Annotated in this window: 11 protein-coding genes and 3 tRNA genes; 11 read left to right on the top strand and 3 right to left on the bottom strand. The window is 26.5% G+C overall.

Translation table 4 applies throughout. From position 1 onward, the window contains the following. Positions 1-1,624 (top strand): hypothetical protein (locus JXZ91_RS02700; RefSeq protein WP_205851477.1); only part of this gene is annotated, 1,624 nt, incomplete at its 5' end. Between the two features lie 128 nt (positions 1,625-1,752). Here JXZ91_RS02700 and JXZ91_RS02695 read toward each other — a convergent pair. Continuing rightward, a complete protein-coding gene (locus JXZ91_RS02695) occupies positions 1,753-2,082 on the bottom strand; it encodes a Vmc-like lipoprotein signal peptide domain-containing protein (RefSeq protein WP_205851476.1) in 330 nt (109 codons plus the stop codon). 158 nt (positions 2,083-2,240) lie between these two features. After that, on the bottom strand, positions 2,241-3,572 hold the full coding sequence (locus JXZ91_RS02690) for a C1 family peptidase (protein ID WP_205851475.1): 1,332 nt from the start codon (positions 3,570-3,572) through the stop codon (positions 2,241-2,243). A gap of 164 nt (positions 3,573-3,736) precedes the next feature. On the opposite strand from JXZ91_RS02690, the gene JXZ91_RS02685 reads away from it, so the two are divergent. Together JXZ91_RS02685 and JXZ91_RS03735 are read left to right on the top strand one after the other, a co-directional pair. After that, positions 3,737-4,654, top strand: coding sequence for a gamma-glutamylcyclotransferase family protein (locus JXZ91_RS02685; RefSeq protein WP_205851474.1), 918 nt, complete (start codon positions 3,737-3,739; stop codon positions 4,652-4,654). Between the two features lie 2 nt (positions 4,655-4,656). After that, on the top strand, positions 4,657-6,339 hold the full coding sequence (locus JXZ91_RS03735; RefSeq protein ID WP_205851473.1) for a GIY-YIG nuclease family protein: 1,683 nt from the start codon (positions 4,657-4,659) through the stop codon (positions 6,337-6,339). Positions 6,340-6,403: 64 nt separating this feature from the next. Here the strand turns inward: JXZ91_RS03735 and JXZ91_RS03730 are convergent, their stop codons facing one another. Then, on the bottom strand, positions 6,404-8,107 hold the full coding sequence (locus tag JXZ91_RS03730) for a S41 family peptidase (protein WP_205851472.1): 1,704 nt from the start codon (positions 8,105-8,107) through the stop codon (positions 6,404-6,406). 166 nt (positions 8,108-8,273) lie between these two features. Between JXZ91_RS03730 and JXZ91_RS02670 the strand changes: the two genes are divergently transcribed. The 8 genes from JXZ91_RS02670 (at position 8,274) to JXZ91_RS02635 (ending at position 13,252) form a co-directional block, all read left to right on the top strand. Further along, positions 8,274-8,349, top strand: a tRNA-Arg gene (locus tag JXZ91_RS02670). Positions 8,350-8,487: 138 nt separating this feature from the next. Beyond that, entirely contained in the window at positions 8,488-9,288 is an 801-nt protein-coding gene (locus tag JXZ91_RS02665) for a dimethylarginine dimethylaminohydrolase family protein (RefSeq protein WP_263752832.1), read from the top strand. A 123-nt stretch (positions 9,289-9,411) separates the two neighbouring features. Then, positions 9,412-9,485 (top strand) — tRNA-Gly (locus tag JXZ91_RS02660). Position 9,486: 1 nt separating this feature from the next. Next, positions 9,487-9,560 (top strand) — tRNA-Gly (locus tag JXZ91_RS02655). A gap of 177 nt (positions 9,561-9,737) precedes the next feature. Continuing rightward, complete coding sequence (locus JXZ91_RS02650) at positions 9,738-10,814, top strand: ABC transporter substrate-binding protein (protein WP_205851471.1); 1,077 nt, start codon at positions 9,738-9,740, stop codon at positions 10,812-10,814. Then, positions 10,789-11,844, top strand: a complete 1,056-nt coding sequence (locus JXZ91_RS02645) for a FecCD family ABC transporter permease (protein WP_205851470.1) — start codon at positions 10,789-10,791, stop codon at positions 11,842-11,844. The genes JXZ91_RS02650 and JXZ91_RS02645 overlap by 26 nt, the downstream gene beginning before the upstream one ends. Next, complete coding sequence (locus JXZ91_RS02640) at positions 11,831-12,586, top strand: ABC transporter ATP-binding protein (RefSeq protein WP_205851469.1); 756 nt, start codon at positions 11,831-11,833, stop codon at positions 12,584-12,586. Before JXZ91_RS02645 ends, JXZ91_RS02640 begins: the two co-directional genes overlap by 14 nt. A 66-nt stretch (positions 12,587-12,652) precedes the next feature. After that, on the top strand, positions 12,653-13,252 hold the full coding sequence (locus JXZ91_RS02635) for an FMN-dependent NADH-azoreductase (RefSeq protein WP_205851468.1): 600 nt from the start codon (positions 12,653-12,655) through the stop codon (positions 13,250-13,252). The last annotated feature ends 90 nt before the right edge of the window (positions 13,253-13,342 follow it).

The raw sequence follows: 13,342 nt of genomic DNA, 5'->3' as shown, positions 1-13,342 counted from the left end.
TAGATTTATAACTAAAAGTGATTTTGAATTTCAAATTGATCCAACTAAATATCAGGCATTAGTAGAAAGAATGACCATTGATGATTTAAGTGGCTCAGTATATATAAGATTAAAAATACTTCTTAATAACAATCAAGGTGTTTTAATTTGAAAAGAATATAAACTAACAACGCAACCATATGTAGCAACTATATTTAAAAACTTCAGACCAAAAAATGATGTAGTAGATTCATTAGAAGATGTCAAAAATGGTCTATTATCTGGCGGTTCTAGTCAAGAACGCATTAATACTTTGAAAAAATATTTTGAATGAGATAATGATTTATTACCAGATGAAGAGCTATTTAGTATTGAAGTTTTTGATGAAGATACAATAGTACTTAATTTATATACAAGGATTAGTAGATCTACTGGAATATATAATGAAGGTAATTCGAGTTATAATTCAAAACACCATTACCCTATGGGTCTAAAAGCAAAAATCAATGAAAACCGTAAAAGATGAATTGAACAAAATTATAGAAAATTTGCTTCTGCAAACTTATGAGAAGTGTTGGATAAAAAAAATAGACTTTCGCAATTAAGTGTTGATGATGTAAGATTAAAAAATATGCCTGTCCAATTACCTAAAGGAATGGAATTTAAAAAATGATTTATTTCTCCTAATGAAAATAAAGGTAGCATTACAATTGCTTATAAAATAATTGATCATAATAATAGTGCTAATGATAAAACTTATCAAACAGCTGAGCTTACTGGACTTCAAAAATATATTCCAAAAATTGAATTGGAATATAATAATAAATTTTTAAAAGAAAAGTTTTTAACAAGAGATACCCTTAACGCCATGTTTCAAAGATTAAATCGCTATGGCCATGGTAATAATATTGTTGCTAGCGATGTGTATTTGGACCAATATAAATATCAAATTTGAAATTTCAATAAATCTTCACCTACGGGCGAATATAAAAGTACTTCGAATTTTATAGTTAAATTATCTTCTAACAAACATGGAGCACTTATCAGTTATGATGTTACTTATGATGCAATACTTGGCCGAGGTGAGGATATCAGTGATAAACAAATTAAGATTGACAAACGTGAAGTGACAGCTAGAGTTGTTGATCAATATTTTGATTTCAATTTACTTTCAAAAGCACTTTTCTTTATTAATCAATTCGGAAATTCTACACTTGCAGATACCTGAAATAACAAAAAATGAAATCATTTTCCAAAATCAACGATTGATGAAAACAATCCTATATATAAGGACTTTATACAAAAAATTACAGCATTCAGAAATAATTCTAAGGCATTTGAATACGTAAAGAAAAGCCTAGAACAATTTAACATTAAAGAGTTCGTTTCTAATATTCAAGTTCAAAAAGAGATTGTTTATGAATGAAAAGAATTAACAAAAATTTTATCCCCATTTTTTGATGAACTTATAAACACAACTCCGCCTAATGAAAGATCGTACACTGAACAACAAGTAAACACAATAAAAAAATCAGGATTTTTATGACCTTATTCATATTCAGGCATTCAAGCAGAGTTTAAAAAAATGCTAGCTTTCGTAACTGACAATGATAATACGCTTGATGAAAACTTCTTTAATGTTTAAGAATTTAATATAAAATAAAACAGGTTGATTTAGCTTTAAAAGGCTAAATCAATTTTTTTTGCTTGAGAAATTTTGAAATATAAAAACATCTCGTTTGTGTGGAGATGTTTTTATTATATATATTAAGACTATTTATCTTTCTTTTCTGGAGTCTTCTTTTCAGCTTCTTCAATTAGTTTTAAAACTGCATTTAGAGCTTCTGTTTGTGCTTTATATTCATCATCAGTAACTTTGTCGCCTTTGTCTGTTATAACTTTTTTGGCTGCAGCAACTGAATCTATTCATGCTTTTTTAGTAGCATCTTCAAGTTTTGAAGCCTTGATTTTATCTTCAACTTTCTTTAAAGTTTTTTCGAATTCTTTTTTAGCAGTATTTGAACATGATACTGCTGCAAGAGGAACAACTGCAGCTGAAGCTACTCCCATTAATGAGAATAATATTTTTTTATTTTTCTTCATAATTTTTCCTTTCAAGCCATTATTTTACTATATGTTTTTTTTTTTTTTTAAGTTTTTTGTTGTTTTATTGATATTTAAAACACTAAATGCTTAAAAATAGGCTAAATATAGGCTTCAATATAAAAATATGCTTTTTTAAAAAACTAAATAAAGGTTAATTATTTTGCTAATGCACCCATAGGATCTCAAGGTGCTACAGTTATTACTTCAGAGTTTTCATAAATGTCTAGAGCTTCTTTTGATAGATAACTTTTATCAATCATTATTTGATATGTAAATTCATCAAATCATTGGTCTGACATTGAAAATACTCCTTCACGTCCAATCTTAGTACCTCAAGAGTTTTCAACTTGTCAATTTATAGGATTGCCTTCTTTATCCAAATTAACGCCAGTAAACACCATTGCATGAGTTAGTAATGATTCGCCATATTCTAATCTCTTGCCCTTTGTTCATTTTGGAAAATAACCATATACATCTTCATATTTAAACATTTCATGATCCATAATCCCAACAATACTTTGGCTCATTTTACCAACATCACATCCAAATCAAACAGGTTCACCATTTTTAATTGATTCAATAGCCATTTTCTTTAATTCATTTATTGGTAAGTTTAAGTGTTTTATTTGTTTGCCTTCTACTACATTTCCTAAATATTTAATAGTATATGTTTTATTATATGGTTTATCTATAGTTGGAGAGTTTATTACACTAACCTTATTATCCAAGTTTCAGCCTACCACATTTTTAAAGAATTGTTGAGGACTCATGGTTTCTAATCTATGATATTTTCCATCCTTATCTTCATATTCAAAGTTAACTACTTTAGGAGGATTTCCTAAAGATTTAACTAAAATATTATATACATAATATAAATAATTTTCTTTTAAAGCATTAAGTTTATTAAGATCTTTTGACTTTTTATATTCTTCTCTTATTTCAAAAGCAAAGTATCTTAGCATTGAAACCAAATATGAATTCATATTATATGTATTAGAAGAACTAAAAGTTTCAGGCATATGATCTTTAGGTACTATTCCATATTTATTTAAAATAGCACTAAACATATCTCATTGTCCACCATCTTCTAATGGTGATTTTAATAGATGACTTACTACCCTTGAATCTGTTTGTTCATTTACAGTATCAATTATGGCATCTAAAAAATAATTAGATCTTTCTAGTTTGTCTCAAAAAAGTGTGTATGTCTGCGAAAACTCTGTTGTTTTTAAATCAAACTTTTCCATAGTTTTTACTCTTGCTGTATTAAGAGCAGCAAACATTCAACATCTTCCACTTTGTTTTTGTTCTGTTACATTACCTTTTTTAGTGGTATGTGAAAATTGAAAATTATGTCTTCTCAACACTTCTTGATTAGTTGAAGCTTCCTTAATTCCTACTTTGGCCACTGCATTTTCAACAGCTTTATTAGTAGCATCTGAATTATATTTTTCGCTAAATTTTTTTAGCAGTTTTTCATTTATCATAATATAAACCTTTCTATTTATTATTAATAATTTAATATTAAATATTAATTAATTATAGTATTTTTAGTCTCAAAACATTTAAAGATATTAAACTCTCAAGCATTTGATATAATTTTTATTAATTAATTTATATTATTTAAATGTTAAAGTTAGGAAAATAATTTATGGAAAACAATAAAATATATATTTTTGGATATGCCACAATTCAAGACCCAAGATTTTATGAAAAATTTATTTCAAAACACACTCTAAAAAGACCAGCCATTTTAAATGGTTATGTTAAATGCATAGATTCGGAAAATAATTTTTTAATAAAAAAAGATAATTCGGGTCACATTGATGGCTGGCTTTTTGAAGTTTCAAAAGAAGAACTTTTTACAATTGATCGTTGAAATAAATACCCTCATTATCAACGGCACACAGTAAATGTGCTAGCAACTGATAAAAATGAAATTATTGAAAATGTTGAAATTTATACAAAACTAGAGCTTGGCGAAGTATTTTTAGCACCTGAAGATAAAGAGATATTACAAAAACTATATGTAAATGAAAAAGAACTAAATTCTTTTTTAAAACTAGAAGACATGAACAAAAACTCAAATTTACTTGATAAAAGCATTATTTTCAAATTAAATGATGCGGATTTTAACAAAATTAAAAATGTAACCCACCCATATATGGTTTTAGTAATAGAAGATGTTATTAAAAAACAATACTTATTTGAACACTATGCTTTAATTCCATTAAAACTAGATGGAATGAATTATGCACTGCTAGTATCGTTTGCTCAAAATAATGGTTTGAATTGTAAGTTTTATTATGATTCATGAGAAAACGATAAATTTAATGCTTCTTTAAATATATCTTGAAAACCATTATATGATTTTGATGGCAGCTTTATAGCTAAGCTAAAACCTGATAAATATATTAATTTAAAATGAGATCCTAACATTAAAATGCCAAAACTTGGTGGTTACAATGACAAAACGTTTGAATATGTTATTTCTGATTTTGATATTGATCCATTTAAGAGACTAAATTTAATAATTGGCATTCTAAAAGAATATAAAAACTTAAAATAAATATGATAGATAAAACTGAAATTGCTAATGTACCTTCTAAGCCTGGTGTTTATTTTTGAAAAGATAAAAATGACCAAATTATATATGTAGGTAAAGCCAAAAACCTAAAAGCAAGGATGAAACAATATTTTGATCCGCAAATGCTTAATTCTTATAAAACACCCAAAATGCTACAGGAGATAGCATCTTTTGAAATTACAGTTCTAAACACCGAAAAAGAAGCTTTAATGTTTGAAAGACAAAGCATTTTAAAATATAAACCATTTTATAATGTCCTATATCCTTCCCAAACATCTTTTCCTTATTTATGTATTAAAAAAACTAAACATGAATTGGTAATTAAAATAGTGTCTAAATATAAAAAAACCAAGGACACAATTTTTTATGGTCCTTTGGTTTCTAATATTTCATATAAACCCCTAGAAAAATACCTAATTCATTTGCTTTTATCTAAAGATGGAATGATTGTTAAAAAACAATCTCAAGAATTTATTAACGAACGCTTTGAATTAGCTAAAAAGCTTATGAAATTCGATAGATCTTTTAAAAAAGAATTAGACAACAAAATTTTAGAAGCAATTGGCAACCGTCAATATGATTTAGCCAAAGAATATAATGATGTTTTGCAACTAATAACTAAAAAAGATGACACTCAAAATATTGAACTAAAAACAAATCAAAATTTTGATGTTATTGGTTTTTTTGAACAAGATTCAATTTTATTTATTACTATTATGAATTATCGTAGTTCAGCTTTAATTAATAAAACTGATTTTGCTTCAGAGATTAAAATCTCAAAAGAAACAAGTATCAATGAGTTTCTTAACCACTATTATCATTTTAATGAATTGCCAGATTTTATTTTAGTTCCAGAAAATTATATTTTTGGTGAACTAGATTTAATTAATTTAATTAAGACACAATTAACTAAGCAATATAGAACTTTAGTTGATATAGCAAATGATAATGCTAGAAGCAATTTACAAGCTAAAATTCAAAATTTCATTACTAAGCAAAAAAATCTTGAAACTACTATTGAACGGCTTTCTTCAATTCTTGGCATTAGTGCAAAACAACTAGTTATATTTGATAATTCCTTTTTAAAAGGCACTGATGAGGTAGTTGGACAAGCCTGTGTTTATATTAACGGATTATTATCCAAGGCTTTAAGTAGAGCATTTATATTAACAAAAAACAACTCTCGTAATGCTGATGTGGAATATATGTATCAAAATGCTAAAACTTTTTTAAGTGAGTATCACAAATTAGTAGATTTAATTATTGTTGATGGTAATCAAAACCAAATTAATGAAGTTGAGAGGGTATGTCAAAAATACAATTTAAATAAACCTATTTTTGGTTTAATTAAAAATGATAAACACCGCACTAAAGTTTTAGTTGATATTAATAATCAAGAAATTAATATACCGTATGAAGATGTATTTAATTTTTTAGGCTCAATTCAAATTGAAGTGGATAAATATGCCAAAAATTATTTTAATAAAAGACATCGTTCTAAAATGTTTAATAACCCCTTAAAAAATATTAATGGTATAGGAGAAAAAACTATTAATAAACTATTAGATTTTTTTGGAACATATAATAATATCATTGAAGCTTCTTTAGAAGAACTATCCAAAGTAATAAGTTTAAAACTTGCTAAAAAAATAAAAGAAAATTTTTAGTTTTAAAAAACCTTGACAGCATTTAATGTCAGGGTTTTTAAAATACATTTTAAATGTGTAATTGCTATTTATTAATTTCAGTAACTAAAAGATTTAAATCATAAAAATCATCATATGATATTTCAATATCAACAGGAACACCAAATTCTAGGTCTTGTTTTTTATCATCATTGATAAATCAACCTGTATCTTGTGAACTGATAATTGTTGAAGTACCATCCTGTAAAACAATAGGTATTATAGATGCAGTTCCACCACCTGATTTTTGACCAATAATTTTAGCGATTTTAAGTTCTTTAGAAGCGGCTGCAAACATATTAGCGGCACTAAAGGTATTTTTGCCAGTTAAAATAAAGTAATTAAATTGACTGAAAGCATCATCGTCATTAAAGTTATTATCTTTGTTTGCATCAATTTGATATGTGGTGGTTGAGTTTATATTTCATAAAGTATCAAGAGAATGAGTTTTAATGTCTTTGTTTGTAAGTAAGCCAAGTGTTCTTAGCATTGCTCCAATATTTCCCCCACCATTTTGTGAAATATCAAATACAACATTTTTCACTTGAGGGTGCTTCGTTGCAATAGTATCTAATTTTTCTCTAATAGTTTCAAATGTATCTTTACCATAATCAGGTAATTTTAGATCTTTATCAGCAGCAGCATGAAATTCATCAAAAATAATATAAGCAGTATTATCTTTAATTAAGAATTTTTTGGCATCATGTTGTTCTTGCAACGTTTTACGAGCTTGCTTAAGCTTATTGCTTATTCTAGTTGATTCTTTAAATTCTTCACTCTTATTTCTTGCAGCATCATCAATTTTTTGGGTTGGATTAGTATGGAAACCATACATTCTTAAGCTAGTATGTAGTTCATTTAATTTTTTATAAAACAAATTAGAGTATGCTTCATTATATTTAGTTGGGTCATTTGAAATTAAAAGAGCTTTTTGGTCTTTATCAATAAATTTTTCAAAACTATCAATATTTTTAATTTTCTTTAAACCGTAGAAATGATCTAATGTAAATAGTAAGTTGTAATAGTTATCCAATCTTTGATAATCATTTTGAGCTTTTTGAGATAATCATATGCTTCCTTGAGACTTAAATTCTTCAATTCCTTGAGTTCTGTCACTTAAATCAAAAAATGTTCCAAGAACTGTATCACCATTAAAGTACATGTTGTAATAATTTTGACTACAAAATAGAGTATTATAAACACTAAATGGAATTAAAGTTTTCGAATTTTCATAAACAATATCAATGTGATATTTGCCTAAATCATAAACATATTTTGTTGATTGTTCTTTAATATCTTCACCCTTAGTTTTAATTTGTCTAGAATAATTTGTCTGGCTAGAATTTCTAACTAAAGTTTGGAAAAAGTATGGTGAATCTATTTCAATGGTGTCATTAACAAAATCAAACACTATACTATTAAAACCTAAAATACTTAGTCCAGAAGCGTCATATCTAACTTTACCTTCTTTTGAATATAATTTTTTATTTCAATAACTTCTTTTATAAAAGCCTCTTAAAGTTTTTGACATATCTTCAATTGCTACATAAGGAATTGAATTTTTATTTCCTCTTTTGAAGTATAAATTAATTTGGTTGCTAGAAATTGGATAATGACCTGAGGCTAAATTTCTAAATTCAACTGCCGTTTTTTTAAATTCGCCCTTAACTGATACATCAACACAAGAAATTGCAGCTAAAGGTGCCATGAATAACATAGTTGAGCCTATTGCTAATACTTTCTTTTTCATTTTTCCTCCTCTAATAAAGATTAATTAATGTTACAACAAATTACACTATTAATTGACAAATAACAAAATTTTTAATTAATCGCTAATTTTAGAGTTTGATTTTATTAAAAAAACACTTAATAAAATCGTTTGTAAAACAATTTTGTGCTAAAATATTATATGCAACGGTCGTGTAGCTCAGGGGATAGAGTACGTGCCTTCTAAGCATGTGGTCGCAGGTTCGAATCCTGCCACGATCGCCATTTTTTTATTTCCTTTTTGGCTTTATTTTTTAGTTTTTTTGCATATATAAAATATAAATATTTTATTATTAAGCACTTTATAACAATATTCCGTATATAATAAAAGTAGTAAAAGATAAAAAAAGGAGAAAATGAATATTGAAAAAATTTAGTGACATTATAGTTAGAACACCGGCAAGTTCAATGGTTAATGGTATTACATCAGCACCAGAGCTAGGCAAACCTGACTATGAATTAGCAAAAAAACAACATTTAGCTTACATTAAGGCTTTAGAAGATGCAGGCTTGAAAGTAAGAGTAGCTGAAAAACTGGAAGACTATCCGGATTCATGTTTTGTGGAAGATGCAGCTGTAATTGTTCCAGGAAGAGAATTAGCCATTTTAACAAATCCAGGAGCAAAATCAAGAAATGGTGAAAAAGATTTTATGCTACCTATTCTAAAAGAGTATTTTCCAGAAGACAAAATTAAAAAAATTGTTTCACCTGGAACATTAGATGGTGGGGATGTTATGATGGTTGGCGATACCTATTTTGTAGGAATGTCAGACCGTACAAATAGTGAAGGTATTAGACAATTCCATAACATTTTAGCAAGTATAGGCAAAAAATGTATCCCAGTTCCAATGACTGAAATGCTACACTTAAAAACAGGAGTTAATTATCTAGAACACAACAATTTATTAATTTCGGGAGAATTTTTAGATTATCCGACATTTAAAGATTTTAATCAAATTGTAGTTACACCAGATGAAGGATATGCAGCAAATTGCATTTGAGTTAATGAAACTGTTATAGTTCCAGAAGGATATCCTAAATTATTAGCTAAAGTTAAAAACCTTAAAAAGTCAGATGGTCAACCATATAAAGTAGTTGTTTGCGATACTTCAGAGTACAAAAAATTAGACGGTGGTCTAAGTTGTTTATCACTAAGATTTTAATCTTAGTTAAAAATACACAAAAAAGTTTAAGGCATTTTAGCTCTAACTTTTTTGTTATGTCTTTTTTCATATAAAATATTCATAATTTTTAAATCTAAATGTTATATAATAATTAAGCAATTTGCGAGTGTAGTTTAATGGTAGAACTTCAGCCTTCCAAGCTGAATACGTGGGTTCGATTCCCATCACTTGCACCATGCGGATGTAGTTCAATGGTAGAACATCAGGTTGCCAATCTGAATACGAGGGTTCGATTCCCTTCATCCGCACCATATGTCTACAATCACTAAGAACCAAGTCTTTTAATGGCTTGGTTTTTAGTTTATTTTTAGAATTGCTGATACTATTATTAGATACAAAAAACTACCAAAATTGATATATATATATATATATATATATATACTATAATATTTATGTTATTAAAAAACTATACTTGAAAGGATAAAAATATGCTTAAATTAAAAAGTATATTACCATTTTTATCTTTATCAGCAGCTGCAATTCCTGTGATTGCTTCAAAATGCGACAATGAAGATAAAATATCAAAAAAATTTATAAAAATTATTGATTCTAAAGGAAACAATGTTTCAATACCAATAAACCCAACTAAAATTGCCATTCCTGCTAGATCAGGATTTGGAATGCTTGTTGCTTTTAATAAACACGAAAACATATCGGCCATTTATAAAAGTCTTTTAGACAATGAATGGTTGTCTAAAATAATTCCATATTCTAAAAACTATAAGAGTTTAGAATACAAAATTAACAAAGAATCTTATTTAAAAGAAGCTTATGATTTAGTTATTTCTCCTGACCAAAATAACTTTAATAAAACTAAAGATGCTAATTTATCAACAATGATTATAAGCCAATATCATTACCCAAATTATGATGATTACCTTTTTGAATATTGTGATATTATTACAAAAATTTTCCCAGATGATGATAATTTAATTAAAAAAGCTAATAAATGAAAAGAAGATTATCAAAAAATCATTGATGAAATTAAAATGAAACTAAAAGATGAAAACCCCACAAAAAATGTATTTTATGTAAGAGGTGATAAGAAAAACAAGGGCATTAATTATACTGAACCAGATTTATCAATTCAAGGTTCATTTATGAGATTGCTAAAAGTTAACTATCTACCTTCAAAATATCAAAGTAATGATTCTACTATTACAGAAGAACAATTAATTAAGGATAATCCAGATTATTTTATTTTGGGAGGTCAATATCAAAATCAAAATAAGGAAATTTTGTTGAAAGACCCAAAATACTCACAATTAAATGCAGTAAAAAACAAAAAGATTTTTAATATTCCAATTGGAATAATTCCATTTGAACAATTAGGTGTAGAAAATATGATATATCTAGCTGCATTAGCTAATTATTTTTGACCAGAAAAATTTAAATTTGACATTGATAAAATGATTAAAGATAGCTACAAGTATTATTACAATTATGATTTAACAGCTACAGAAATCGAAAAAATTAAAAATGGACAACGCGCAAATATTAATTAATAAAAAGAAGAAAATAAGAGCAATTATTTTTTCAATAACAGTCTTATTTTCATTTTTTATAATAATTTTGTCTTTGTTAGTTGGAAGATATAATGTTTCTTTAAAAAACTTCTTTTTGGTTATAACAAATAAAATTAATTCTCAAAACTATAATGATTATGTAGTAATTATAAAACTAAGATTGCCTAGAACTTTAATTGCTTTTATGGTAGGAGGAGCTTTAACACTAAGCGGGCTAACATATCAAGAAACATTTAAAAACAACTTAGTTTCTCCAGGAATTTTAGGTGTTTCTTCAGGTTCTAGTGTCGGAGCTGTAATAGCAATTATTTTAGGTTGATCTGGAATAGCATGAGGCATAGGAATTAGCATTATGGCTTTTATTTTTGGGATAGGAACTATATTTTTAACTATATTCTTGTCCAAAGTATTTCGGTCAAAATCAAATTTATCTTTAATCTTGTCAGGAATTATTATTTCAAGTTTAATGTCAAGTGTTGTTAGTCTAATAAAATCTTTTGCTAATGAGCAAACACAATTACCAACCATTGTATTTTGATTATTAGGAAGTTTTTCTAATGCCAAAATTGTTAATGTATATTTATTTTTACCAATATATTTAGTATGCGTCATTTTCTTATTACTAATCAGATGAAAAATAAATATTATTAGATTAGGTTTCGAACAAGCACAATCGAAAGGTATAAATTATAAAGCTTATAGATGAGCGATTATAATAACAGCCACTTTTTTAACTGCCGCTTCCATTAGTATTGTTGGAAATATATCTTGAATTGGTTTAGTAATACCTAATATTATTAGATTAATGCTTGGTAATAATACTAAAATTACCATTCCATTTTCTTTGACAATAGGCGGAAGCACAATGGTATTAATAGATATATTTTCCAGATCTTTAATCGAATCTGAAATTCCTATTTCTGCTATTTCTGGTATTTTAGGAGCTACTTTATTAGCCGTCATTCTAATAATACAATCCAAGAGGAGAATTTTGTATGATCAAAGTTAGAAATTTTTCTTTTAAATATAAAAAAGATAACATTTTAGAAAATCTAAATTTTACTATTGAGCCAAACGAAATTTATGTTTTATTAGGAATAAATGGTTCAGGTAAAAGTACTTTATTAAGATGTCTAGCAGGACTAGAAAAAATTGATAAAAATACAATTTTGATAAATAACAAAGATTTAAATGATATTTCCATAAAAGATAGATCTAAATTATTTAGTTATGTATCTCAAAGCACTAACAATATATCAGAGTTCAGTGTTTTAGAGTATTTACAATTTAGCTTCGTTAATCAATATAAGTTTTTTGAAAGTGAAAAGACTCGAAACAATGAAAAAATCCTTGCTTTATTAAAAGAAGTTAACATGGATGCTTATATAAATAATTTAGTTATTGAATTATCAGGCGGTCAAAAACAAATTATTGAAATTTGTGCTGCCATATTACAGGATACAAGTATTATCTATTTAGATGAGCCTACTAGTGCCTTGGATTTAAAAAATCAAAATATGGTTCTAAAAATGATAAATGAATTAAAAGCAAGTGGAAAAACAATCATAATGTCAGACCATAATCCCAACCATGCCCTTTATTTAAATTCAAAAGTAATATTATTAGATAATAAAACAATTAAAAAAATCGATGATGCTAAAAAAATTATTAAAATATCTGAACTAAATTCAATTTATGGCAATGATATTAAAAACTCTAAAAATTTTGACTATGATGAAATAACAATATAATTATTCTAGTTATTTATTACTTTAAAAGTAATATAACTTAAATACAATAATGTTAAGGAGATTTATATGTCAAAAATTTTAGTTTTATACTCTTCACCAATACAGCCAAAAAACTCAATTTCTACTTTATTAACCAAAAAATTTGTTGAATTATATAAAACAAATCATCAAAATGAAGAAATCATCGAGTTAGATCTTAATGATTTAGAAATGGCAACAACTTGTCAAACATCAAAAAATATGCCAGAAACATATTCTGAAGAGCTATCTAATAAATACATTAATTTATTAAAAGAAGCTGATAAATTAATAATATCTTGTCCAATGATTAATTTCAATGTTCCAGCAGTTTTAAAGAATTTTTTGGATCGCATTGCAGTAGCAAATAAAACGTTTTCTTATAAATATTCAACTAAAGGTGGTTCAGTTGGATTATTAGATAATTTAGTAATCAAAATTATTGCCACCCAAGGAGCGCCTGATGGTTGATATCAGTGAGCCAGTCATACTTCTTTTTTAAAAGGAATATGAAATTTCTTTGGAGCTAAAGTTAGTCCAACAATTCTAATTTCAGGCACAAAAATTAAGCCATATATTGATATGACTGCTGCTGAAATAGTAGAAGAAAATATAGGTCTATTAAAACAACATATTGATGAATTTTAAGCAAACAAATTATTATTTAACATAATAAATGTTTGTGTTATAATTCTAAATGCAATTAAAAATTGCCTCTAGCAAGTGGGAGAATTTAAA

The organism is Mycoplasma enhydrae, assembly GCF_017116825.1.
GTDB classification, from domain to species: domain Bacteria; phylum Bacillota_I; class Bacilli_A; order Mycoplasmatales; family Metamycoplasmataceae; genus Metamycoplasma; species Metamycoplasma enhydrae.
This window is presented reverse-complemented; position numbering and strand designations above follow the sequence as displayed.